Source organism: Aneurinibacillus migulanus (genome assembly GCF_001274715.1).
Lineage (GTDB): Bacteria > Bacillota > Bacilli > Aneurinibacillales > Aneurinibacillaceae > Aneurinibacillus > Aneurinibacillus migulanus.
Genome location: NZ_LGUG01000004.1, coordinates 1,473,013 through 1,497,601, shown reverse-complemented (window position 1 = coordinate 1,497,601; position 24,589 = coordinate 1,473,013). Strand labels below are relative to the sequence as shown.

Annotated in this window: 31 protein-coding genes; 5 read left to right on the top strand and 26 right to left on the bottom strand. The window is 47.4% G+C overall.

The window, feature by feature from the left end; genetic code table 11:
* Positions 1-17: 17 nt before the first annotated feature.
* The 19 genes from AF333_RS09110 to spoIIIAA form a co-directional block, all read right to left on the bottom strand.
* Positions 18-914, bottom strand: a complete 897-nt coding sequence (locus tag AF333_RS09110) for a polyprenyl synthetase family protein (protein WP_043066136.1) — start codon at positions 912-914, stop codon at positions 18-20.
* Complete coding sequence (gene xseB / locus AF333_RS09105; protein ID WP_043066137.1) at positions 911-1,156, bottom strand: exodeoxyribonuclease VII small subunit; 246 nt, start codon at positions 1,154-1,156, stop codon at positions 911-913. The genes AF333_RS09110 and xseB overlap by 4 nt, the downstream gene beginning before the upstream one ends.
* On the bottom strand, positions 1,149-2,516 hold the full coding sequence (gene xseA, locus AF333_RS09100) for an exodeoxyribonuclease VII large subunit (protein WP_043066138.1): 1,368 nt from the start codon (positions 2,514-2,516) through the stop codon (positions 1,149-1,151). Before xseA ends, xseB begins: the two co-directional genes overlap by 8 nt.
* A gap of 22 nt (positions 2,517-2,538) precedes the next feature.
* Positions 2,539-3,405, bottom strand: coding sequence for a bifunctional methylenetetrahydrofolate dehydrogenase/methenyltetrahydrofolate cyclohydrolase FolD (folD, locus tag AF333_RS09095; RefSeq protein WP_043066139.1), 867 nt, complete (start codon positions 3,403-3,405; stop codon positions 2,539-2,541).
* Between the two features lie 119 nt (positions 3,406-3,524).
* Positions 3,525-4,502, bottom strand: coding sequence for a Kae1-like domain-containing protein (locus tag AF333_RS09090; protein ID WP_139188853.1), 978 nt, complete (start codon positions 4,500-4,502; stop codon positions 3,525-3,527).
* On the bottom strand, positions 4,503-4,940 hold the full coding sequence (nusB, locus tag AF333_RS09085; RefSeq protein ID WP_043066141.1) for a transcription antitermination factor NusB: 438 nt from the start codon (positions 4,938-4,940) through the stop codon (positions 4,503-4,505).
* A 197-nt stretch (positions 4,941-5,137) separates the two neighbouring features.
* Positions 5,138-5,356 (bottom strand): DUF2273 domain-containing protein, encoded by a 219-nt coding sequence (locus AF333_RS09080; protein ID WP_021622935.1) that lies wholly within the window; start codon positions 5,354-5,356, stop codon positions 5,138-5,140.
* Between the two features lie 10 nt (positions 5,357-5,366).
* Entirely contained in the window at positions 5,367-5,936 is a 570-nt protein-coding gene (gene amaP, locus AF333_RS09075) for an alkaline shock response membrane anchor protein AmaP (protein WP_040303450.1), read from the bottom strand.
* A 42-nt stretch (positions 5,937-5,978) separates the two neighbouring features.
* Positions 5,979-6,389, bottom strand: coding sequence for an Asp23/Gls24 family envelope stress response protein (locus AF333_RS09070; protein WP_235356085.1), 411 nt, complete (start codon positions 6,387-6,389; stop codon positions 5,979-5,981).
* Positions 6,390-6,489: 100 nt separating this feature from the next.
* The gene (gene accC / locus AF333_RS09065; protein WP_043066143.1) at positions 6,490-7,842 is read right to left on the bottom strand and encodes an acetyl-CoA carboxylase biotin carboxylase subunit; all 1,353 of its coding nucleotides are present in this window, start codon (positions 7,840-7,842) and stop codon (positions 6,490-6,492) included.
* 12 nt (positions 7,843-7,854) lie between these two features.
* Positions 7,855-8,373, bottom strand: coding sequence for an acetyl-CoA carboxylase biotin carboxyl carrier protein (gene accB / locus AF333_RS09060; RefSeq protein ID WP_043066144.1), 519 nt, complete (start codon positions 8,371-8,373; stop codon positions 7,855-7,857).
* A gap of 370 nt (positions 8,374-8,743) precedes the next feature.
* Entirely contained in the window at positions 8,744-9,322 is a 579-nt protein-coding gene (locus AF333_RS09055; protein ID WP_043066145.1) for a SpoIIIAH-like family protein, read from the bottom strand.
* Between the two features lie 15 nt (positions 9,323-9,337).
* Positions 9,338-9,943 carry a stage III sporulation protein AG gene (gene spoIIIAG / locus AF333_RS09050; protein WP_043066146.1) on the bottom strand — a complete coding sequence of 202 codons (606 nt, stop codon included), beginning with the start codon at positions 9,941-9,943 and terminating at the stop codon, positions 9,338-9,340.
* 3 nt (positions 9,944-9,946) lie between these two features.
* Entirely contained in the window at positions 9,947-10,651 is a 705-nt protein-coding gene (gene spoIIIAF / locus AF333_RS09045) for a stage III sporulation protein AF (protein ID WP_052812088.1), read from the bottom strand.
* 12 nt (positions 10,652-10,663) lie between these two features.
* Positions 10,664-11,863 (bottom strand): stage III sporulation protein AE, encoded by a 1,200-nt coding sequence (gene spoIIIAE, locus AF333_RS09040; RefSeq protein WP_043066147.1) that lies wholly within the window; start codon positions 11,861-11,863, stop codon positions 10,664-10,666.
* Positions 11,864-11,878: 15 nt separating this feature from the next.
* Positions 11,879-12,268 (bottom strand): stage III sporulation protein AD, encoded by a 390-nt coding sequence (gene spoIIIAD, locus AF333_RS09035; RefSeq protein WP_021622944.1) that lies wholly within the window; start codon positions 12,266-12,268, stop codon positions 11,879-11,881.
* An 11-nt stretch (positions 12,269-12,279) separates the two neighbouring features.
* Complete coding sequence (gene spoIIIAC / locus AF333_RS09030) at positions 12,280-12,483, bottom strand: stage III sporulation protein AC (protein ID WP_021622945.1); 204 nt, start codon at positions 12,481-12,483, stop codon at positions 12,280-12,282.
* Positions 12,484-12,495: 12 nt separating this feature from the next.
* Positions 12,496-13,014, bottom strand: a complete 519-nt coding sequence (gene spoIIIAB, locus AF333_RS09025) for a stage III sporulation protein SpoIIIAB (RefSeq protein WP_043066148.1) — start codon at positions 13,012-13,014, stop codon at positions 12,496-12,498.
* A 5-nt stretch (positions 13,015-13,019) separates the two neighbouring features.
* Positions 13,020-13,961: a stage III sporulation protein AA gene (spoIIIAA, locus tag AF333_RS09020; protein ID WP_043066149.1), complete on the bottom strand. Its 942-nt coding sequence runs from the start codon at positions 13,959-13,961 to the stop codon at positions 13,020-13,022.
* Between the two features lie 262 nt (positions 13,962-14,223).
* On the opposite strand from spoIIIAA, the gene AF333_RS09015 reads away from it, so the two are divergent.
* The 3 genes from AF333_RS09015 (at position 14,224) to AF333_RS37165 (ending at position 17,137) form a co-directional block, all read left to right on the top strand.
* Complete coding sequence (locus AF333_RS09015; RefSeq protein WP_052520830.1) at positions 14,224-15,000, top strand: alpha/beta fold hydrolase; 777 nt, start codon at positions 14,224-14,226, stop codon at positions 14,998-15,000.
* Positions 15,001-15,005: 5 nt separating this feature from the next.
* Positions 15,006-16,259 carry an MFS transporter gene (locus AF333_RS09010; protein WP_043066150.1) on the top strand — a complete coding sequence of 418 codons (1,254 nt, stop codon included), beginning with the start codon at positions 15,006-15,008 and terminating at the stop codon, positions 16,257-16,259.
* Positions 16,260-16,339: 80 nt separating this feature from the next.
* Positions 16,340-17,137, top strand: coding sequence for a methyl-accepting chemotaxis protein (locus AF333_RS37165; RefSeq protein ID WP_052812089.1), 798 nt, complete (start codon positions 16,340-16,342; stop codon positions 17,135-17,137).
* 59 nt (positions 17,138-17,196) lie between these two features.
* Here the strand turns inward: AF333_RS37165 and efp are convergent, their stop codons facing one another.
* The 3 genes from efp to AF333_RS08990 all read right to left on the bottom strand — a co-directional run bounded on the left by efp (position 17,197) and on the right by AF333_RS08990 (position 19,686).
* On the bottom strand, positions 17,197-17,754 hold the full coding sequence (efp, locus tag AF333_RS09000; protein ID WP_021622951.1) for an elongation factor P: 558 nt from the start codon (positions 17,752-17,754) through the stop codon (positions 17,197-17,199).
* Between the two features lie 67 nt (positions 17,755-17,821).
* Entirely contained in the window at positions 17,822-18,889 is a 1,068-nt protein-coding gene (locus tag AF333_RS08995; protein WP_043066151.1) for a M24 family metallopeptidase, read from the bottom strand.
* Positions 18,890-19,329: 440 nt separating this feature from the next.
* Positions 19,330-19,686 carry a c-type cytochrome gene (locus AF333_RS08990; protein WP_043066152.1) on the bottom strand — a complete coding sequence of 119 codons (357 nt, stop codon included), beginning with the start codon at positions 19,684-19,686 and terminating at the stop codon, positions 19,330-19,332.
* A gap of 186 nt (positions 19,687-19,872) precedes the next feature.
* Between AF333_RS08990 and AF333_RS08985 the strand changes: the two genes are divergently transcribed.
* The gene (locus AF333_RS08985) at positions 19,873-20,817 is read left to right on the top strand and encodes a DUF1385 domain-containing protein (RefSeq protein ID WP_043066153.1); all 945 of its coding nucleotides are present in this window, start codon (positions 19,873-19,875) and stop codon (positions 20,815-20,817) included.
* A 43-nt stretch (positions 20,818-20,860) separates the two neighbouring features.
* Positions 20,861-21,265: an SA1362 family protein gene (locus tag AF333_RS08980; protein ID WP_043066154.1), complete on the top strand. Its 405-nt coding sequence runs from the start codon at positions 20,861-20,863 to the stop codon at positions 21,263-21,265.
* 6 nt (positions 21,266-21,271) lie between these two features.
* On the opposite strand, the gene AF333_RS08975 is transcribed toward AF333_RS08980, so the two are convergent.
* The 4 genes from AF333_RS08975 to AF333_RS08960 form a co-directional block, all read right to left on the bottom strand.
* Positions 21,272-22,177 carry a patatin-like phospholipase family protein gene (locus tag AF333_RS08975; protein ID WP_043066155.1) on the bottom strand — a complete coding sequence of 302 codons (906 nt, stop codon included), beginning with the start codon at positions 22,175-22,177 and terminating at the stop codon, positions 21,272-21,274.
* A gap of 177 nt (positions 22,178-22,354) precedes the next feature.
* Positions 22,355-22,783, bottom strand: coding sequence for a transcriptional regulator MntR (gene mntR / locus AF333_RS08970; protein ID WP_021622957.1), 429 nt, complete (start codon positions 22,781-22,783; stop codon positions 22,355-22,357).
* A 91-nt stretch (positions 22,784-22,874) separates the two neighbouring features.
* Positions 22,875-23,936, bottom strand: a complete 1,062-nt coding sequence (gene splB, locus AF333_RS08965; RefSeq protein WP_043066156.1) for a spore photoproduct lyase — start codon at positions 23,934-23,936, stop codon at positions 22,875-22,877.
* A gap of 93 nt (positions 23,937-24,029) precedes the next feature.
* On the bottom strand, positions 24,030-24,521 hold the full coding sequence (locus tag AF333_RS08960; RefSeq protein WP_043066157.1) for a YajQ family cyclic di-GMP-binding protein: 492 nt from the start codon (positions 24,519-24,521) through the stop codon (positions 24,030-24,032).
* Positions 24,522-24,589 lie beyond the last annotated feature (68 nt).

The window sequence follows — 24,589 nt, the reverse complement described above, 5'->3', positions numbered from 1 at the left end:
TATTCTTCATGCGATTTTTAGTGATCCCGCTCAATAACAAACGTTGCGAGAGCGCGCAGAATGCTGGTATCCGTAAGTCCTGCTGCGGTAAGTGCTTCATTCGCCTCATCCACTAAGCGCTGGAGTGTAGCCTGCGATTCTTCCATACCAATAAGGGAAGGGTACGTAGATTTGCTGCTCTTCTCATCGCTTCCCACCGGTTTTCCGATTTTCATCTCGTCACCCGTCACATCCAAAATATCATCTTGGATCTGGAATGCAAGCCCAATATTGTTGGCATAACGAGTCAGGAGCGCGAGCTGTCTCTCCTCGGCCCCGGCAAGAATCGCGCCAGCACGCACACAAAATACAAGAAGGTCAGCGGTTTTATGTTGATGAATATACTGCAATTGTTCAAGCGTCAGCCGCGTATTCTCGCCTTCCATATCGGCGCATTGGCCGCCAACCATTCCTCTAGCACCAGCGTACGACGACAATTCGCGTACGATTTTCAGGATGCTGTCTGCAGGAATGTTATAGGCTTGCGCCTCGCATACCGTTTCAAAAGCATACGTCAAAAGCGCGTCTCCTGCAAGAATGGCCATCGCTTCCCCATACACTTTATGGTTTGTCGGTTTTCCTCGACGGAAATCATCATCATCCATAGCTGGCAAATCATCATGAATAAGAGAGTACGTATGTATCATTTCGACCGCACAACCAACGGGAATACCCGGTTCTATCGGCTTGCCGAACGATTCAAGTGTCGCAAGTACAAATAAGGGACGCAGCCGTTTACCTCCAGCCAAAAGCGAGTACGCCATCGCGTTCCGGAGCGTATCCGGAACTTCCTGCACATCCGCATACACAGCAAGACGATCGGAAATTAGCGCCACCTTTTCGTTAATATATTCTTTTAGCTGCACGTTGCTCACTCGTCATCTCCCTCCAATTGAAACGGAACGGCGACCCGTTCGCCTTCCTGCTCCAGCAGCATCTCTATTTTCTGTTCCACATCGGTTAGCTTCTCGCTGCACTGCTTGGACAGTTCCATCCCCTCCTGGAATAAGGCAATCGCTTTCTCTAACGGAACATCCCCCGCTTCAAGTTGCTGTACGACTTCTTCCAACTGCTTCATCGCCTCTTCGAATGGTACTTCTGTCTTTTTCTTACCCATTGATATCCCCCTTTTGCGTCTCCTCGACCCGGCATATGAGCGCTCCGTCAGCCAAACGAACAGCGACCTTCTCACCTACCGCCGTTTGTCCTACTGCGGTTACCAGATTCTGTTTTCCTTCCGCTTCTTTAAATACAAGCGAATAGCCACGCTTCATTACTTTTAGCGGGCTCAATGCATCTAGCTTACCGATTTGACGATCGAGCTTTTGTTCTCGTTCTTTGACCAGCATTCTCATCGCACGCTCCAGGCGCTCCTGCCGATTATGCAGACGCTCGCGCTCGCGCTGTATCGTTGCCGTTGGGTTATATTGCAACAAATGCCGGTGCATTTCTTTCCATCGTGCCTGTTTCTGTATACGATATTGTTCAGTTGCCCGCACGAGTCGTTGCTGTAGCCGGTCCAGCTCCTGCTCATATTGCATGACATGGCGTTCCGGCTGACGTAGCACATACGAACGCTGCAGGCGCTCTAGCCGCTCACGAAGACGTTTCACCTGATGGCGAAGTGAAGTTGCAACACGCCCCGACAATACATCAATACGATGATGCAACTCCTGTATATGGGGTACCGCAAGTTCTGCCGCTGCTGTAGGCGTAGCCGCACGCACGTCGGCTACAAAATCTGCGATCGTATAATCCGTTTCATGCCCTACAGCCGAAATCACAGGAATACGTGAACATGAAATACTGCGGGCTACTGCTTCTTCGTTAAATGCCCACAACTCCTCAATCGATCCGCCACCCCGGCCGACAATCAGCACATCGACATCCTGGCGCTCATTCATCTCGTTAATTGCGCGGCTAATAGATGGCGCAGCATGTTCTCCTTGCACCGCAACCGGATACAGCAATACGTTTGCAACTGGATACCTCCGGCGAATGGTCGTAATAATATCACGCACCGCAGCACCAGTAGGCGAGGTAATGACACCGATCCTGGATGGATACCGGGGAATTGCCTTTTTATTGCGCTCATCGAACAGCCCCTCCTTCTCCAGCTTTTCCTTAAGCTGTTCAAATGCCATATAAAGGCTCCCGATGCCGTCCGGCTGCATCTCTTTCGCATATAGCTGATACTGCCCGTCCCGTTCATACACAGAAACAGAACCGCGGATAAGCACCCGGGTTCCGTTTTTAGGAATGAATTTGAGATACCGGTTATTCCCGGCAAACATTACGCCTTTAATTTTGCATTCTTCGTCCTTGACCGTAAAATACATATGTCCTCGGGAGTGATGCACGAAATTGGATAGCTCGCCTCGCACCCATACATTCTGCAGCACTTCATCAAAATCGAATGCATCTTTAATGTAGCGCGTAAGGTCTCTAACCGAAAAAATTTGCCGGGTATCCTGCACAGTTCTCTTCCTTCCCCTCGCTCTATTTCTCTTGTGCAACGCGTGCTGCTTTCTTCGCCGCGTCCACTGTATTTTTCATCAGCATCGTAATCGTCATCGGTCCCACACCACGCGGTACTGGAGTCAGATAACTTGCGACTTCCTTGACGGAATCAAAATGAACATCGCCCACAAGCTTGCCTGCTTCATTCCGGTTTACACCGACATCAATAACTACAGCTCCGACTTTTACATGTTCGGCGCCAATCATCTCAGCACGGCCAACGGCCACAACCAGAATGTCCGCCTGACGCGTAATAGACGCAAGATCTTTCGTCCGCGAATGTGCCACAGTTACAGTAGCATTTTCCTGCAATAATAACATAGCAACCGGCTTCCCTACAATATTACTACGTCCAATAACGACTGCGTGCTTGCCTTCAATCGGCTGACCCGAACGTTTAATCAGTTCAATGATTCCATGTGGCGTACACGGCAAGTAACAATCGTTGCCGATTAGCATGTTGCCCACATTTACAGGAGTAAACCCATCCACGTCTTTCTCCGGACTAATCGCGTCAATGACCGCTTTTTCGGAGATATGCTTCGGCAACGGAAGCTGCACCAGAATTCCATGAATGTTCGGATTTTGGTTATATTCCTCAATCATTCCTAGCAGTTCTTCCTGTGTGATGGAAGCATCGCGCCGAATAACTTCAGAATAGATACCAATTTCATGGCACGCTTTTTCTTTTCCTTTTACATATGAATGAGAAGCTGGATCATCACCTATAAGAATGACCGCAAGTCCCGGATGGATGCCCTGCTCCTTTAATTGGCCTACTTCTTCTTTTAATGCCGCGCGGATTTCGGACGCTACTTCGGCGCCCACAATAATATGTGCTGACATATCGCATATCCTCCCGTTCAATTGAAAATATTAAGAAAATGTAAGTTCTCGCCTTCCTTTTCAGTGTAGCGAATCAAACGGAAGATTGCAAAGGTAAATTACGAAATATATTTCAGATTTCAATCAGAATGTTCGCCTTTATAACCAGCTAGAAATTGCAAAAGACCAATGCGTGCCACACCGAATGCATTGTCCCCCGCATATAGAGGATCTGCAAAGTACAGACGGGCACCGACCGCCCGGTGTGTCAGCCGTTTCGTAAGCCGCTCGCGAATATACGTATTGGCAGACACGCCGCCTACTATAAGAATATCTTTCGGGTATCCGTCTTCAGTAGCCGTACGAAGCGCTTTCTCCAGTGTAGCTGCGATACATTTTTCCGCCGCACGGGCAATCTGCGCTGGCGGAACATTCTGTTTTATCGCACGCATGAGAGCCGCCTCAGGTCCTGAGAAACTAAATGTATACCTTGCTACAGAAGAAGGAACAGCAAGACCGTTCTCTCCCGCCTGCCTCGCCATCTCTTCGAGGTACGGCCCCGCTGGAAAAGGAAGTCCTAACGCTACACCAATCCGGTCAATTAATTGTCCCGCATGCAAATCTTGTGTACCGCCAATGCATTCGATTTCGTATCCTCCGACCCGTTTCGTGCAATCCAGCACTTCGCTCGTTCCACCGGACAGATGCACTGCAAGAAACCTGTCTACTGCAATCGGTTGCGCCAGCGTATATTCTCCGGCTGCAATGTGCCCCTCCTGATGAGACGTATAATACACAGGCACATGAAAAAAATGGGCCATTAACTCTGCTACCATCTGTCCGGCAAGAAATACGGGCATATAACTGCCTTCCACTGGCCGTGGGGTGCGGCTCACCGCAATAGCCACCACCTTCCGACCTTCTGTTGTCATACGGTGCGCCAGCTCGGGCAGCCGCTTAACATGTTGAAACAGTGCAGCAGATTGTTGTAGGCCACGCTCACCAGCTTCCACCGTCAACAGTTCCTTCTCTTCGGCTACGACTCGTCCGCCTGTATCAACAAGACAAAGAGAGGTCCGATAGTTACTCGTATCAATGCCAAGTACTACATCCATCAGTTATTGTCCTTTTTGTTCACTTTTTTCCAGATCCTTCACCAAACTGGACAGCACACCATTGATAAATTTCGGCGAATCATCCGTTCCGTAGATTTTGGCCAGTTCGATCGCTTCATTCAACGTCACTTTTACTGGAATATCGTTCCGATGCATCATCTCATACCCGGCCAAACGTAAAATCGCGCGGTCCACGTTCGCTAATCGCCCCATCGTCCATCCTCGCAGATATTTGCTAATGTTACGATCAATATCGGCCTGATGCATCACTGTGCCTTTTACCAGTTCGGTTAAAAACTCGGTATTTTGCGCCTGGCTCTCCGCCTGTTCATTTTCTTCTTCTTCCAGCAGGTTAGTGAGCACATCCTCTGGTGCAGCCTGGGTCATATCAATCGAAAATAATACTTGTACCGCCTTCTCGCGGGATTGATGTCGATTCATTTGTTACCACCTTTTATTTGTCGAAGTTTCATTTTATATAGCTTTACCTGCACAAAAAATAACCATTCCTTGAGTTTATCAAATCCTTACTCCCTTGGAAATACTTTGTCCCACCATTTTACCGCAAAAAGCGCCAAACCCCTGAATACCGAGATTTGACGCTTTTGCTGTGTGCGATTGTCCACCTGGTTGCATATCTACCGTTTCGTAAACTTTCCCGGAAGAATGCGGTCAAGCACTTCGCCTACATCTTCTTCATTGTCAAACTTGCGGCCGATATAAAAACCGGTCGCCACAAATACGGCAAATACGATTGTTTTGAGAAAACCGACCCACAAAAAGAGTAGACCGAAAATGAAACCCGCCGCCAAGCCGAACGCTTTTCCCCGATTCTCCAGAATGAATTGCCAGAACATGCGAATCCCTCTATTCTACCCGCCGGACGCGTGCTCCTGTACCGGGCTGTGCCACTTCAGACACAAGCACCGTAACTTCAGCAATCGCCAGGCCGGCAATCGTTTCTACGCGTTCCTTTGTAACCTGCTGCACCTGCTCCACCAGACCGGGAATCGGCGTCTCTCCGTCTACCGTCACTTTAACGTGGATGGAAGTTTTGTTCTCTTCTGCACGGACACGCGCCTTCAGGTCGCGAATGCCGCGAATACGACGCGCCGCAGCGGTAGCAATGCTTTCAATCGTTTCCAGAGTAATTCGCACATCCCCGTATTCGGTCGGATTGTGAACAGATACTCCGGCACGACCTCTGTCTCCGCGAGCACGTACGCTTGTAAATAAAAATTTCAGACTGATTAAGAAGAAAATTGCGGCTGCGACAAAGTAAATCATCCCTACCTGGGACGACGTATAAATTTCTTCAATGGCACTCGTAATGTATGTTGATGAAATCAAATTGAGACTGGTCGCCATGACAAATAACGAAATAACTACCAGCGCCAGACTATATAACGTAAGAATAAAACGATCAAATAAATTCACAGACGCCCTCCTACCGGCGAAACGCCAGGTTGTGCGTTCCGCTTACCGAACTCGGTGAACTTCTTCATGATTTCCAGCTACTTTTTTCTCTTTTTCTTGCTTTAGCAAAACATCGACGATATGTACGTTTACTTGTGTTACCACAAGCCCTGTCATATTCTGAATAGACTCCCGTACATTCTCCTGCACCTTATACGCTACATCAGGGATTTGCTGTCCAAATTCCACGATGATATAAAGATCGATGGTCGCTTCTCTTTCTTTAATATCCACACGTACGCCACGGCTGCTTTTGCGTCCAAGACGCTCAACGAAATCACCGACCACTCCACTGCTCAAACCTGCTACTCCAGGTACCTCGGAGCCTGCCATATGGGCAATCACTTCAATAACTTCCGGAGCGATTTCAATCTTGCCTAGCTCCAGTTGTGAGAATTCAATTCCATTATCCAACACAAAACACCTCCTTCAAAGTGCGATTCTTTGCTTATTATAGCAAAGGAGAGGAAAAGAATACAATTTACGCCTTTGAAGAAGGTGTCATTTTTAGTAATTATTCTTCAATTTTCAAGTCATATATCTCTAAAAACTTCGTGTTGAACGTGCCCTCCACGAACATTTCATGCTCAAGCAGCTTGAGATGGAAAGGAATTGTTGTATGAACGCCTTCAATCACCATCTCGGATAATGCACGCTTCATACGCTGAATTGCTTCATCTCGGTCTTTGCCCCAGACGATAATCTTCGCTACCATCGAATCATAGAATGGTGTAATTTGATAGCCTTGATAGACTGCACTGTCCACACGTACGCCAAATCCGCCCGGAGGAAGATAGAACTGGATCGTACCCGGAGACGGCATGAATTTCTTGGCCGGATTCTCTGCATTGATACGACATTCAATAGCCCAGCCGTCAATCACGACGTCTTCCTGTTTGAAGGAAAGTGGATAGCCTGCAGCCACCATGATTTGTTCTTTAATCAAATCAATACCGGTAATAAGCTCGGTTACTGGATGCTCAACTTGAATACGCGTGTTCATCTCCATAAAGTAGAACCGGCCGTCTTTATCAAGCAGGAATTCCACCGTACCCGCACCGTGATAATTCACGGCTTTAGCTGCCGCAACGGCCGCGCTTCCCATCTGCTGGCGTGTTTCTTCATCCAGCGCAGGAGACGGCGCCTCCTCTACTAGCTTCTGATGACGACGCTGAATGGAGCAATCGCGCTCGCCAAGATGACATACGTTCCCATGCTTGTCTGCAATGATTTGAATCTCGATATGACGTGTGTCTTCAAGGTATTTCTCCAGGTATACGCCCGGGTTGCCGAATGCATTTTTCGCTTCCTGCTGTGCCTGGCGCACGGAAGAAATAAGTTCTTCTTGAGAACGAGCCACACGCATGCCTTTACCGCCGCCACCGGCCGTTGCCTTAATAATAACGGGGTACCCGGCTTCTTCAGCAATGCTGACTGCTTCGTCAATATCTTCAATCAGACCGTCAGTACCCGGGACGATAGGCACACCTGCGTTCTTCATCGTCTCGCGTGCGACATTCTTGTCTCCCATCTTGATAATAGCTTGTGGTTCAGGCCCGATGAACGTAATATTGCAAGCAGAGCAAATCTCTGCGAAATCGGCATTCTCCGCTAGAAATCCGTATCCCGGATGAATCGCGTCAACGCCTGCTTTCGTCGCGACGCTCATCAAATTCGTCATGTTCAGGTAACTGTCTTTTGAAGCAGTCGGTCCAATACAATACGCTTCATCAGCCATACGTACATGCAGCGCTTCCTTATCTGCTGAAGAATAAACAGCGACCGTTTGTATTCCTAACTCATGACAGGCACGGATGACACGAACAGCAATCTCTCCACGGTTAGCAATGAGTATTTTTTTAAACATGGAAGCCCTCCTTTATTCCGGCTTCACAAGGAAGAGAGGTTGTCCATACTCTACAAGTTGGCCGTCTTCCACCAACACTTTAACGATCTCGCCGGATACTTCTGCTTCAATTTCATTGAACAGCTTCATCGCTTCTACAATGCATACGACACTATCGTTTTTGACTTTGTCTCCTACTTTTACATATGCAGCTGCTCCCGGCTCGGATGATTGATAGAAGGTACCCACCATCGGAGAGGTAATCTTATGCAGGCCAGCCTCTTCTACTTCTTCCGTAGCAACTGGAGTTGCTTGCGGCGCTGCAGCCTGGATTGGTGCCGGTGCAACTTCTTTCGGCGCCGCCACAGGTTCAGGTGTCGGTGTCGGCACAGCTTGCGGCGCTGGTGCAGGCATTGCCGTTACTTGGGAAACGCTTGCAACAGTTCCTTTCTTAATGCTGATTTTTGTGCCCTCTTCTTCGATTTTGAACTCGGTAATAGCGGACTGATCAACCAATTTAATAATTTCTCTAATCTCATGGATCTTAAGCATGCTTTGTCCACTCCTAACTTTTTGTATGGTCTATGTAATAAAGTATCACCACACATTATAGCATAAAGTCATGTTTTTGGTACTAATTATGTACTGAATTATTTATCAATTCGCACTGCCTTTTCCCATATTAAACCCCTGAAATCACGGTGCATAGAAACGGTAAAACAAGAAAAATTCGCGAGTGCCTCCGTTGCTCTTGTGCAGCTCCGCTGCGCAAGCAATGTTTGGCATACACCCCGCGAATTTTTCAAGTAATACGCTCAAAAGAAACGGGCCACTGTTCATGGCCCGGGCACGAATCCCTTTCGCTTCTTCTCCTTACTTCCGTATCTCTTAGTGCAGTGCACACACTGACCATCCAGACAATCTATGGTTTGTAGCTGACTACGATATTTTTGCCCGGCACCTTCATGTGCTGGTTAACTACGCCGATAATCTCGACCACTTTATCTCGTTTTAACGTTTCCGCCTGCACAACCACCCGGACCATATCATCTTTGGCAATAACGACAACATCCTTATAGTTGCCAAGCGATTTCACCAGTTCTTCCACCTGTGTCTGATTATCCTTGAGTGCTGATAACTCCTCTATTTTTTTCCTTGCTTCGGCAATGGCTGCTGGCTTGGCATCACTGTTGGACATTACTTCCATAAACTGCCCTATTTCCTGCTCCTGCTGTGCATCACGCTGCATTTTGTATCCCATGAAGTAATCATCTGTCGGGGTTGTTACCGGCATACCTTCAGGCTGCGGGGTCACCTGTTTCGTCTCTACGCTTATTCCTTTATTATCTGCAGGTGCCGGCGGTATGCCAGCCGCTTCATTCGTGCTTTTGCTTGTCACAGGCACTTGCTCTGATGGACCTTGCACCAGATAATACGCCGACAGTACGACCAGTACGGCAAGCATGGACAACAACCAAACCGTTTGTTTTTTTAACACCATACGTACTCAGCCTCCTTAAGCTTTTTTAGGCAGAATTGAAATTTTATAGGAAGGAACGGCAAGCACTTTTTGTACCGCCTCCAAAATCCATGCTTTTACTTGTAAGTTACTTGCACCGGTCGCCACCACAACAACCCCGCGCACCTTCGGCTTGACGGTTTTCATTACAACCGGACGCTCGCCTCCGTCGCCTTTTGTAATAACGACCTGTTCCTGGGTCGATTCGTTGACAATATCACGTGTGGCCCCTTTGTCGCCTTCTTTTGTCGATTGTGTTTGATGATTCGTGTTTTTTTCGACCACAATTTCTTCCGTAGATTCAAGATTGACCATGACCGACACATCCCCTACTCCGGTAATGGTTTGCAGTACTTCTCTAAGCTTCTTCTCGTACATTTGTTCATACTCTTCCATGGTGTATGATTCTTGCTTTTTTTGGGCAAACACCGCTTGTTCACCCTCCGCTGCCGGGGGGGAAGGAGAACTCGGAGTCCCCTTATCGAAAGTGTAAAAGGAGCCCATCAGCATGAGCCCGATGCCAAGCGCACCGGCTACCATCAACCACTGCATCTTTCCTAGCTTCTTTGTTCCGTCTTGAGTATCTTTTTCTTTCTTGGTCATCGATTATCCCTCCTCTCCGGCGTCAGACCATGTAATACGCACGGCGTCACCTGGCACATTCCATGCTGCTGAAATCCCGGCCTCGATCGCTTCTTCGGTACGTTTTTGTTCAGCCACTACTGCGACCGACTGTTCTTTTTCAGCGGGCGGGTGGACGCCTTCATTCCGGCTATCCAGAGAAATCTCTACTTTGACCGGCTTTACCGGTTCCACAGAAACGCCCTGTTCGCTTTGCTTTCCACCCTTCTCTTGCGCTTTTCCAGGTGCCAACACAACAGAGATGCGTTCGATCGGCTGTCCCGTTTTCTGTCCTTCCGAGTTAACCTGGACATGTACCTGTTGGACACGAACACCATGCTGAGTTTCAACTTGCTTTTTTACCAATCCGCTTATTTGCTCCTCTACATAACGGTTGGTTTCCTGATCGTTCTGAGCCGCAAGTTTCTTGGCCAATGCATCCACACTTGTAAAATCGGGGTTCTGTGTTTGCCCGGCCCCCTTCTCTATGGCGAATGAAAGTTGAGCGAACGGGATGTCTTTGCGGAACAAATCCAACAAAGGTGACACCAAAGCTAGCAAAATCAGAAGCCCCATAACTAGCTTGACGTATTTACTGTACGTATTGCTTGGTAAAAGCAAGTCCAGAAACGTAGCCAGCAGTACGAGCAGAATAATTTTCTTCAGCCAGAGAATCAGCATGGCCATCATATCGCCACCCCCTTATCTCATCATGACCGAAACGTTGGCAGCTGAGATGACGATGGTGATGGCCAGGAAGAACATCAGGCTCACCGTAGCCAACGCGGCGAAAATGAACAGCAGATTTTTGCCGATGATGCCAAGACAGGAGAGAATAGGGCTATTGCCAAGCGGCTGCATTACGGCAGAAGAAAGATTGTAAACAAATGCTAGAATTAAAATCTTCAGTGCCGGAAATGCGACTAATAGGAGCAGCACCAATACACCAGCCATGCCAACCGCATTCTTGACGAGCAGTGACGCCCCGACCACCGTCTCGGCCGCATCCGCAAATACCCGACCAACCACCGGAATGAAGTTACCCGCGATGTACTTGGCGGTACGAAGAGCAACCCCGTCTGCCACCGCGGCCGTAGCTCCTTGAAGCGAGAGCACAGCAAGAAAGATTGTCAGAAAGCTTCCCATCAGCCCAAGGCTTATCGTCCGCAACAGCTGCGCCAGCCGAGTCAGTTGGTACTTCACGGAGAACGAGCTGACGATGCTAAGCACGGTAGATAGAAATAGAAGCGGGAATACGATTGTGGAAATAAGCGTGCCACTTGTATTGACTAAAAACACAACCATCGGATGGAACAGAGCAGCTGAGGTAATTCCACCTGTTGATGCCAGGAGCGCCAGAACGAGCGGCATCAGCGCAAGCATAAAGTTCACCATATCCTGAATAGCTCCCTGAGCAAAATCAATTGCCACCCGAAAACTATTTACCGCCAGAATTATAAGCACAAGATACGAAATCGCGTATGCAACAGTACTCACAGAGTTTTTTTCGAAAGCTGTTTGTAGCGTCTCTAGTACCATAGCAAATACGGTAATAATGAGGATAGCACCCAGCAACTTACCATTAATGAGCAGTTCATGAAAAAGAAAAAATCCAAGTCCCTGTACTACACCGGAAAAACTGAATGCCTTTTCCCCTGTTACCATCTCGAACAGGCTTTTCCCCTCACTCTCCGGCAAGTACCCTCCATATTTGTCCAGCACCTTCTGCCAAAACGCTTCAATATCCTTCGTATCAAGCCTCTCCAGCTGACCCTGCACAATTGCGTCTTGGGGTGTGGAAGCAGGCGTTCCTGATTCGGCGGCGCTGACAGGGCGCCATATAAACAACAGGACAAGCAGCAGTCCCATATAAAGCGACAGGCGCAACCATTTCTGCATCATATTTTCACAACCTTTTTATGAAGGGAGTAGCTGTATAATCGTTTCGACAATAACGGAGAGAATGGGAATTGCCAGCACCATAATAAGAATTTTGCCTGCCAACTCGATTTTGGATGCAATCGCCCCCTGCCCTGCATCCCGTGTGACCTGCGCGCCGAACTCGGCAATATAAGCAATACCGATGATTTTAAGGATTGTATCCAGATAAACAATGTTAACATTCGCCTGCATGGCAATACCCTCAAGCACCCGGATGACATCAGAAATCTTTCCGATTAGAAATAGGAAGATGATAACTCCTGTAACCGTCGCCAGAACAAAGGCAAACATCGGCTTCTGCTCTTTTACGACCAGGCTAAGAACGGTGGCCACAATTCCCAACCCTACAATCTGAATAATATCCATTTTGGCGCTCCCTATTGGAACAGGAAAACCCGTTTGATTTCCTGAAACAGGTCATTGATGAACGATGCCACCATAAACAACACAACGATGAATCCGATTAGCGTTACCCATTGCGCCCAATCATCCTTGCCTGATTGCTTAAGCACGGTATGAATCATGGCGACAATGATGCCGATGCCCGCAATCTGAAAAATCGCGTTCACGTCATACCCCATGTCCTCCACCTCTCAATAAAGTAAGATAACGAGCAAAATTCCGCTTAACACCCCCAGGCTGCGGCACATCTTCTCGTAACGTTGCTGGTTGTCCCGGGCAGAGGCTTCTTCATGTTCAAGATTTGCACAGGCGAGCCGGATATGTTTTCTCTGATCTTCTCTGTCGCTTTGTCCGAGAACGGAGCCAAGCTGGAGCACAATCTCTTTCTCTGGACCTTTCAGTGCAGTTTTAGGCCAAACTTGCTGTACAGCACTATGCCAGCATTCACTGACCGGCCATTCCGGCTCTTGGGCAAGCATTTCCGCCGTCCGACTGAACAGAAGTGCCCCCGATCCCGTGAGTCTGCGGGAAATCGAAGCAAGAGCTTCAGGAAGCGGCCGGGACCCGTAAATAATTTCCGTCTCCAGTAGTGTGAAACCGGTGCGTAACTGACGGATTTGGAGCGGACGATGTGCAAGATATCCCCCCAGTTGCATTCCGCTAAGCGTACCTGCAAGAATGATAAGCGAGGCGCCTAGTAGCTTCAGCATCGCTTTTACCTCCTGCATTCGGCAAAATGTTCGTCATACACTCCCGCTATCGCCCCAACCCTTGGTTTACGAGAAAGGACGAGATAACACTGAAAGACGCCGGTCTGCAGAACCCGTGACAATGTAGGTCTACGCATGATGTCTTTCAGACTGCGTCCATGCACGCTGGCGATGACCGTGATACCTGCATGAATCGCTTCCTCTAAGGCGTAGCCATCCTCTGCTCTCCCGATTTCATCTGTAATAAGGACATCAGGAGACATGGAACGGATCATCATCATCATACCCTCCGCCTTCGGACAAGCATCCAGTACGTCTGTACGGGGTCCTACGTCTTTCTGGGGAATACCTCCTACACATCCCGCGATTTCCGAGCGTTCATCGACGATGGAAACTTTGCGAGCAAATACTTCTTCCGTTCCTTCGCTAATCTGACGTGCCAAATCGCGTAGCAAGGTTGTCTTTCCACACTGAGGCGGTGAAATAATCAGCGTATTCTTAAGCTGTCTTCCTTCCACCAGCAGCGGCAGCACCTTATCAGCTGCTCCCTTCCGTTCACGGGCTATCCGAATATTGAAGCTTGTGACATCACGAATCAGCTTAACCCGCCCGTCTTCGAGCACTACTTTGCCGGAAATGCCTACCCGGTGCCCTCCCTGGATCGTAATATAGCCCCGCCGCATTTCTTCCTCCATCATGTAAAGCGAATGGTGACTTAAACGACTCAACAGTTGAATGCCTTCTTCCTTCGTAAACATTAACGCGGCTCCCGCCTGCTCCGTTCCTTCCCCTTTTTCGCTTACAAATCGGGAAGCCCCGCCTCCTACATACTCGATGGGGCGCGCCACGCGCAGCCGGATTTCTTCAATTCGTTCCAGCTCATGCGGCGGCAAGCGTTTCAGCTTAGCACGCAGGCTGTCGGGCAACATATGAAGAATGTCTTCCATTATCTGACTCTCCCCTTTGTCCCACTGTACTTATCACATTCATATGGGGAGCCTGGCCACTTTATGCCTATGTTGCCATAAGGAAGATAAAGCAAAATATTAGATTGGAAAGGAGGAGCCTGAAACGGATTAGGAATACGCTATTTAGGGGAAGCTACATGCAGTAATCATGTTCTCCTCATGACGCAGAATATTCGGCGTAAAACGAAGAGAGTGACCTACACAGTTTGCCGATACAAAATCAAGGAAGGGGGGCGCCTATATGCCACACTTGAACATACAAAACACGCCCTTATACTACGAAGAGCAAGGGCGCGGCTTCCCACTCGTATTCATTCACGGCATGGGGCTTTCACATGTGAGCTGGCACGGGCAAATTAAGCATTTCTCAAAAAACTTCCGTGTAATTACTTACGATATGCGTGGTCACGGACGCAGCGGCGTCTCGCTCGCCCAAAAACCAGCCGATTATCTTGTAACATTAAGTCGCGATCTTAAGCAATTGCTCGATTTTCTTAAGATCAAAAAAGCACATTTCATTGCCTATTCCACTGGTACACTTGTCCTGCTGCAATTCTTGCGTGAATACCGGGAGATATGCGAACGCGCTGTGCTTACAGGTGCCTTCCCCCGTCTTAGCAATCCGTACATGTATGCGAAAATAGGCATGTCATACGCATTAACACTGATGAACGCTTCCGGCTATGAAGCAAGGGGCGTAGCCCTATCCAATGGATCCACCGAACAAGAAATTGGTCTTTTTATGAATGAAGCACGAAAAGTACGCCGCTCGGAAGCTCTTTTGCTACTACGCTCACTGTTTTCCTGTGATTTAACAAAGTTTCTACACGAGTTGAATGTCCCGATTCTGCTGCTGTATGGCGGAAATGAACGATACATGATGAAGTATCGTCATATACTGCTCACATCACTACCACGGGCAGAAGTATGTCTCGTACCTAAAACGTCCCATGCCTGTCCAACAAAAGCATCCTATACATTTAATATGCTAGTAGAAGATTTTTTAACGGCGAGGTGAATGATATGCAAAAGCCTCAGGGACGCGTATTATTCGCATTAAGTCTCGTACCGCTCATTATGGTTTTAGGAAATTCCATGATTATCCCGGTACTTCCGACTATTGCACACGAATACAATTTGAGTGCGTTTCAATCAGGATTGTTGATTACTCTATTCTCCATCCCGGCTGGTATCATTATCCCACTGGCCGGCTTTCTATCCGATCGGATCGGGCGGAAAAAAATCATTCTTCCGGCACTCCTAATGTATGGAGCAGGCGGGCTGGTTGCGGGAGGCGCGGCGCTGTTTTCTGCTCAGCCTTATGTGTGGATCGTTGTCGGCCGGGTAATTCAGGGCATCGGTGCGGCTGGTACAGCACCGATTGCGATGGCACTTATTGGAGACTTGTATCCACCCGAACACCGGGGACATGCACTCGGCGTTATCGAATCCACTAATGCGCTCGGCAAAGTACTAAGCCCGATTCTCGGTTCACTGCTTGCACTAATCGCATGGTATACGCTGTTTTTTGCATTTCCGCTGTTCATCATACCGGCCACCTGGATGATCATGCGCTGGGTAGAAGAGAAAGAAACCGTTGCTCCACCGTCGTTTACAAAATACAAACATGATACAATTTTCGTTTTCCACAAACAGGGTCGATGGCTTGTCATCTGTTTTTTGCTCGGAGCGGTCCAGATGTTCTTTCTGTTCGGAATGCTCTTCTATCTTGCTGAAACGCTGGATAATTACACATCCCTGTCTGGAATTGTACGTGGCTTCCTTCTGGCACTGCCCCTGCTTTCGCTGACATTGATGTCCGTATGGACGGGAAAACATATCGAACACCAAGTGGAGCGTATTAAGATGTTTCTTATCACCGGAACGTTAATTACGGGAGGCCTCTGCACGATTCTGCCCTTCGTCCGCGGTCCGGCAACCGTAATCGCCTTGCTGTTCGCCGGGGGTATTGGAGGTGGTCTCGTGCTGCCGTGCTTGAATACGCTTATTACATCCGCTGTCGGCAAAGCCGAGAGGGGAATCGTTACCTCCCTGTACAACAGCATCCGATTTTTCGGTATCGCTGCAGGACCGGCGGTATTCGGTGCACTGCTTGACCGTCCTCTTCCGCTATTCTGGGGAACATCTGCAGCATGCCTACTACTCGTCTTACTAACGATCCGTTTCATTCACAAACCAGGACAGTTAAAAAGCAAGCATGGACATTTCCGACTGTTCCTGCGATCACTTTCCAACATACCTAAAGACCCAGGATGAAAGTTTTGTTACAACCGTAAATTTCGTTGGATTTTTCCTCCTTTTCCTCCCATAATGAAGAAAAGGGGGAAACTATTCTTATGCCATCAATTCAAAACGTAAAAGAGTGGACGCCGATTATACAATCGCTTATACGCACTAAGCAGTCTGCCATCGTGGTTGGGGATGCGAACGGCAATGTGCTGTCAAGCACAGGCTCGATCCGCTTTCTAAGTCCCGGAGATGTTATACGACGCGAAAGTCCAATATATCATGTAATCGAGACACGCCGTCCGGCAGAATACAACGTACCACAGGACGTATACGGCATGCCGCTTCGCGTTCAGGCGTTCCCGCTCGACGATGGCGTACTAGCCATTACGGCCGATACATCCACACAGAATACACTGAAAACGTCCATTCACGAAGTATACTCTGTGACAGGGCAAATCGACGCGTCTATAACCGATTTAAGTGACATGTCGGAACAAATGGTCAGCAACTTCAATGAGATCGAAGACGAAATTACTCAGATGAATGCAAACTTCGCCTCCATTATGGAGATGAATAAGCTTATCTCTTATGTAGCCGATCAGACAAACTTACTATCGTTGAATGCGGCAATTGAATCTGCACGTCTTGGAGATGAAGGGCGGGCATTCGGGGTAGTAGCCCAGGAGATGAGGAAACTCGCTAATCAAACGAACGACTCTGCAGGTCAAATTCTGACCCAGATTAAATACATTCAAAGCGAGATGGATAAAATCAAGCACAAAATTGAGGAAAACAACATAGCTAATGCCAAGCACGAATCATCAGTTACCGAAATCGCTCAAGCGATCCAGCAGATGGCATCCTCTATGGATAAAATCAATACATTCGCGCAAGAAAACTTCTAGTATATGCACACCAAAAAAGCGACCTATGACAAGGTCGCTTTCTTTATGCTGGAAATCTATTATGCGCGAGATACGTATGCTTCGTTGCGCGTATCGATAACCAGTTTGTCGCCTTCATTAATGAAGAATGGCACTTGCACAACAAGTCCAGTTTCCAACTTCGCTGGCTTCGTACCGCCGGAAGCCGTATCGCCTTTAATTCCCGGTTCTGTTTCCGTAACGGTGAGTTCTACCGAGTTCGGTACTTGTACACCGAGGATTTCGCCTTCGAACATTACGATACTCACATTCATGTTCTCCAGGAGGAATTTCAGTTCATGCTCGATTTGGCTGGTCGGCAATGTAATTTGATCATATGTTTGCGTATCCATAAACACGTGCTCATCGCCGGACGCATATAGATATTGCATTTCCTTCGTCTCGATTCTTGCTTTCGATACTTTCTCCCCAGCGCGGAACGTCGTTTCCTTAATGGAACCGTTGCGCAGGTTGCGCAGCTTAGTACGCACGAAAGCAGCGCCTTTTCCCGGCTTTACGTGCTGAAATTCAATAACAGAATAGATAGCTCCGTCATACTCGATCGTAGTGCCCGGGCGCAAGTCGTTTACTGAAATCATGGATAAACCTCCTACAAACCAGTTATTTCTTGTCTTCTAACTTTCAAATTATAACACAAAAATAATATTAAATTACAAGCAATTCCTTTGGCGAACTGGTCAAAGTCTCGCATCCTTCTTCCGTAATCAGTACATCGTCCTCAATCCGGACACCCCCGATGCCCTCGAGGTAAATCCCCGGTTCCACCGTTACAACCATACCTGACACTAGCTTCTGTTCACCACGTACTGATAGCGTCGGTCCCTCATGCACTTCTAATCCGATGCCATGTCCTGTGCTATGACCGTAGTTAGGACCGTATCCAGCATCAGCGATTATGTCACGGGTCAGCGCATCGGCTTCTTTTCCTGTCATGCCTGCCTTAATATGCTGTACTCCGTTCAATTGCGCCCGCAAGACCACCTCATAGATTTCACGCATCTTCTCTCCAGGTTCACCGACCGCAATTGTGCGGGTAATATCGGAACAATATCCTTTGTAATATGCCCCGAAATCAAGCGTTACCATATCACCTGTCTCAATCATCTTGTCGGAAGCGACACCGTGCGGCAGCGCGGAGCGTACCCCAGATGCAACAATCGTATCGAAGGAGGAACTGGTCGCACCAAGCGAACGCATATAAAACTCCAGCTCGTTTGCCACTGCAAGCTCTGTCACGCCCGGTTTTATATAAGTCAGAATATGGCTGAACGCCTTATCAGCGATGGCAGTCGCTTCTTTGATAATCTGTACTTCGTCCGCGTTTTTTATAAGTCTCGATGCTTCTACCGCACCCGCTACCGGTACCAGTTCAATACTGTCGGCAAGCTCTGCAAGGCGCTGGTACAACGCATACGTGATATGATTCTTCTCGAATCCAAGACGCTTTACCCCATGCCCTTTTGCCCGTTCAACGGCCATCTCCAGCATATCTGCCTGATGCTGCACGATTTCGAACCATGGAGCCTGACGTGTTGCCTGTTCAATATACCGGAAATCCGTAATCAAATCCGCCGCGTCTTCCATTAACAGACAACAACCGGAAGAACCGGTAAATCCGGATACGTATCGCCGATTGTATCCATTCGTAATGAGAAGTCCGTCAACCTCTTCTTTTTTCATCCAATCGCGAATCTTTCGCAGCTTCGTTTCCATCCTTCATCATCTCCGCCTTATAGTTTCAAATCCTCTTTCCTTACCGAATGTCGTTGTGTTGCCACAGACACGCTCCTCCCCATATTCTTTGAGAAGCTCCGCCTTTGTATATTATGGAAGTTTTACTGTATATAATCTTATTGCTTTGCATAGTGCAATTTCAAGTTATATAAATTGCATCTGAATATTTTAACATAGGCAGCAATTTGAGGTAGAAAAATACAAATAAGGGATAATTCGGACTAGATCTGTGCACCGGCCGAAAAAAGAAAAAGACCATCATATGGTCTATCCTAAAAGTCATATTATGTTAGACTTGTTCTATTTTAGCTTCTACATTAACAAAGTCTCTCTACAAAAAAAGCACCTCCTTGCTTGCAAAAAGCTGGAGATGCTCCTCTAAGCCGGTCAGGGCCGACTATGTATTCATTACGTTTTTGTTATTTCTGTTGGGCAAGGTACGTAGCCACTTTCTCTGTTTCTTCATCATTCAAGAGTCCGCCTGGCATTCCTGTTCCCGAACGACCTTCCTTAATTACTTTAGCGATTCCATCCTTATCCAAACGTTTACCTACTTTCTCCAGCTCAGGGCCGACACCGCCCTTTAGCTCTTGTCCGTGGCAGGACATGCATTTGCCTTGCATGATTTTCATCGCATCATCGCCGCCTGCGCTTGTCGTTGCGGATTGGCTTTGATTCTGTTCAGCTGGAGCGCTTGAAGGCTTATCCCCACCGCCACAGGCGGCCAATCCAACCGCCAGCGTTAGCAACAAACCTGCAGTTGTCAACTTTTTCATAAATTTCACCTCCCCTTCCAATCATTGTACTCACCCCTTACCCGCATTTTCAATATGAAACACGCGTTACTTATCACATATTTTTGAACCTTTTCCTCTTCGCACAAATGTCGAAATACGGAATGTAATTTATATAGAAACCACCGAATAAATGGGATACAATAAGGTGTAAGGAAGGTGTTTAACTTGTCAAATCAACCAAGACCTGCCTACGGCGGCCAGGCCGTCGTCGAAGGCGTAATGTTCGGTGGAAAACACTATACTGTGACTGCTATCCGTCGCAAAGACGATACAATTGAATATTATGAAGAACAAAAGGAAGAAATTCCCTGGGTAAAGAAACTCCAGAAAATCCCTTTCCTAAGGGGAATCGTAGGCTTAATTTCGTCAAGCGCCAACGGTTCCAAACACCTTAATTTTTCGACGGAGCGCTACGATTCCGAGCCGGGTGAAGAGAATAAAGAAAGTTCTGCACCCTCTAAGCTGACAATGATTCTCGGCGTGGCGGTTATCGGTGTTCTATCGTTCTTATTCGGCAAATTAATCTTCACCGTGGTTCCGGCTATTCTTGCAGATGTGCTATTCCAGCGGGTTACCAACAATATTGTCCAGAATTTGATCGAGGGCGGTATCAAAATTATCCTGCTGCTCGTATATATTCTGGCTATCGCACGAACCCCGATGATTAAAAGGCTTTTCCAATATCATGGAGCCGAGCATAAAGTGATTAATGCGTATGAAGCTGGGGTAGAATTAACAGTAAAGAGAGTTCAACAATTCTCCACGCTGCACTACCGGTGCGGCAGCAGCTTCATCGTATTTACAGTCCTTGTCGGCGTGGTTATTTATTCGTTCTTTCACTACGACTCCCTCTGGGAAAGAATTTATCAGCGCATCCTACTCCTGCCTGTTGTTATCGGTGTTTCCTATGAGACACTACAGGCCACTAACAAACTGCGTGATGTTCCTTTTTTACGCATTCTCGGGTATCCGGGCTTGTGGCTGCAGAAAATAACTACTCGCGAACCGGATGATAAACAGGTGGAAGTAGCTATTGCTTCTTTTCTCCGCATGCGAGAGCTGGATGAAGCGAAACATAACGCTCCCACGACGACAATTTCAATTAGCTAACCTTCTTAATATTGGTAAACTCCAAACGAAATGAGGTGTTAGGGTGTCGCGTAAGTCTCAGGTTTTCACAGTTGTGGTGCTTGCCCTTGTCGGAGTCGGATTTGCCACTCAGCTTTACAAAGACGCTTGGGGGTTGCTTAAGTCTATTCTTATTTTCGGTGCCATCGCGGCCGTGCTGTATTTTCTGGTGAATAAGTTGCTTCTTTCCCGAGGCGCTGGAATGTCCTCCAGCCCAGTAGATAAAGGGTATCAAAAAGCGTTGCGCCAGCAAAAACAGCGCAACAAGCTTAAAAAGCAGCAAGTTCAGCCATCGAAGCCATTCGCTTCGGCCTCTCCTTCGAAGCTGAAAAAGATGAACCGCTTGAAACCGTCCCTGCGCCGCGATAATCCATTCCGGGTTATTGAAGGCAAAAAAAACAAACCAAATAAAACGACAAAAACCTCTTGATCTGTATCAAGAGGTTTTTCTTTTGAGACGTAACAAAGGCATACGGCCCATGAATTGCTTAGCGGCCATTACACCGGATTCGTACAACCATTCCCGTTCTGTGTCAGTAATGTCAAACTTGGCGGCTGGAATCCCTTCCGTCGGAATAAAAACCGTGCGCGCCGCATGCTGTTTTTCCACATAGCGCTGGTCATGTGCCTGCATCATCGTTTTCAACATCGCATTCATATATTCCGGCAACGTGTGAATTTGATACGGTTTCGTTTCGTAGCTGGCTGAAAGACGAAATCCAATGGTTGGATAATACAATTCGTTATCGTCTTCAAATAACCAGAGCGGAAATCGGCTCAGAATTCCCCCGTCTACGATGTAGACCGGCATCCCTTCCCTCTGAACGATAACCGGCTCAAAATAAAAGGGTAGGCTGGCACTCATGCGCACGGCCAACGCTACCGATAACGAACGCGGGCAAAGTCCGATTCGCTCAGCATCATCCGGTAGAACAAGCAGTCTCCCATCCGTAATATCAGAAGCAATAACTTTTAATGTATCGGGTGGCAAGTCGCCGAAAACGTGGATGTTTTTAGCAGCAAGATGGATATCCATCCAATTATATAAATAATCCGCAGAATAAATGCCCTTCTTCATCCAAAGATTAAGCCACGGTCCGATTCCCGGAATTCGCGCCAGCCCCTGTTTCTTCTGTAATGCCATGTAGTCGAACCCTTTCATCAACTCGTTTAGCTCACCGGCATGATATCCTGCTGCCACGAGGCTTGCGATAATAGCTCCGGCTGATGTGCCAGCGACACGGTGCCAGCTAAATCCGCGCTGTTCAAATTCCGTAATGGCTCCGACAAAAGCGATCCCTTTGACTCCTCCTCCTTCAAATACCGCATTGATTCTCTTCATTCTTTTCTCCCCCTTCTGATTTTTCTTTGTAAATGTACTCAGAAAGCAGGCATTTAAGAAGTAAGAAAAACGCGCGGGTGCCTTCGCTCGTTCTTTTTCCCAAAAAAAGATTCAAATAGTCAAATTTAAAAAAGGTGTGGAGAAATCCAACAGTTCTCCACACCCTTCGTATACGATTTATTCTACAATTTCATCTTCTGCTTCACGCAATTGACGGAGCTCTTCGACACGAGCGGGATTCTCTTGCAGATACTGTACCAAGTACTCAATACATGTAATCGAATCCCAGCTTAAATGGTGTTCGATACCTTCCACATCATCGAAAATAACGTCCTCCGATACACCAATAAGACGCATAAAATCTTCGAGCAATGCATGTCGATCCACCAACCGCTTGCCCATTTTTTTACCTTTGCTCGTCAAGACGAGTCCTCGGTACTTTTCATATATTAAATATTGGCTCTTGTCCAATTTTTGTACCATTTTCGTAACGGAAGAAGGATGAACGTTAAGTGCTTCCGCAATATCGGAAACACGTGCGTATCCTTTTTCTTCAATCAAAGTATAAATTCGTTCCAAATAATCTTCCATACTTGGAGTTGCCATGCCGTTCCCCCATCCTTACGCACTTCTCTTCCCAGCGATGTGCACACTATTCCTTTATGATACCGCACTTTAAAAAAGACATGCAAGATTTTCAAGTAAAATACTCAATTTTGGCATATGGAAAATGATAAACCAACATCTCTTCTATCGTTTCCTGCAGTTCTCTGGCCTGTTCCTTTTTATACACATACTTACCTCGACCATAACGTCCCCATTTATATTGCCGTTCCTCTTCATTCATTTCTAATTTGCTCTTCGGGTATCGCGCTTCGATAACTTTTTTTGCCGTTTTCGTAAAACGGTGTTGAATCAATTCAAATGTAAGGTCTTCTTTCGCCTCATTCGGGAGCATCGCTTCCAGCCGCTCCAGTAAGTCTCGATAACCTTCTTGCCAGCCGTCAAACCGGTATAGCGGCGCGATAATGAATCCAAGTGGGAATCCCGCCTGTGCCACCTTCCCAGCTGCTTCAATCCGATCTAAGAATGGAGATGTCGCCGGTTCAAAGTTTTTGATGACATAATCAGCATTAATGCTGAAACGGAAACGAGTGCGGCCGTTATGCTTTGCGTCAAGCAATGGCTCGACATGCGCATACTTCGTCACGAAGCGCAGACGACCATGCTCTTGCTGTCCCATATATTCGATGCAGCGTTTCAAATTTCCAGTTATGTGTTCGATGCCGACAGGATCGGACGTACAGGCTGCTTCAAAACGGGTAATTTCCGGTTCGCGCTCTTCAATATATCGACCCGCCTGTTCAAGAATCTCATCGATGTTGACATAAACACGAATATACGGCTTGTTACCCATCGTCGTCTGGAGATAGCAATAATGACAGTGCCCCATACAACCCGTAGATAACGGTATCGCATATTCGGCGGATGGCTTAGATGTATCAAACTTCAGTGTTTTGCGCACACCTACAACAAGGGTACGTTTCGCATTGCGGTACTTCTCCAGTTCGGTTTCGCCTGGGATGCCACGCACTTGGTTGTGAGATGTTGTCATATAAATAGGCGTACCCTTTGCTTTAAATCGCTTCATTAACTCTTTTCCAAGCGGATACGTAAGCGCATCTGGTTCGAAAAACACCTGATCCGGTTCAAATGGCTTAATTCCCAGTATACGCGGCTCCTCTATTGTGGTCGGCATTCGCCTCACCTGCTTTCTTTTCCTTTATTGTGCGCGCAAAGCAGGCAAAACCGCGCAATAAAACCCTGACTTTTTCGTCAGGGCTTTCCAGTATTACCGGAAGTTAATAAATTGTAAATCCAGCGGCAAATCAGCCGCTTTCAGGGTAGATATAACTTGCTGTAGATCATCCCGGCTTTTACCGGTGACACGAACCTGATCATCTTGAATTTGGCTTTTCACCTTTAGTTTCGTATCTTTAATCAACTTATTGATTTTTTTCGCATTGTCCGCGTCGATCCCTTGGGCGATTTTTCCACGCTGTCGAACCGTACCGCCTGATGCTGGCTCCACCTTACCATAGGAAACGCTTTTTAATGAGATGCCACGTTTTATAAGCTTACTATTCAGGACGTCCTTTACCTGCTCAAGCTTGAACTCATCATCTGAGACAATGACCAGTTCTTCTTTCTCCAGCGTGATGCCACTCTTGCTACCTTTGAAATCATAACGGTTTTCAATCTCTTTCAATGCCTGGTTTATTGAGTTCGTTACCTCAGTCAACTCAACCTTAGATACGATATCAAACGAATTCTCCTTACTCATCCTCTTCCTCCTTCCATGCTTCCCCATTCTATACTCTATCGTATCAGATTTCAGCCCGAAAAAGGAGA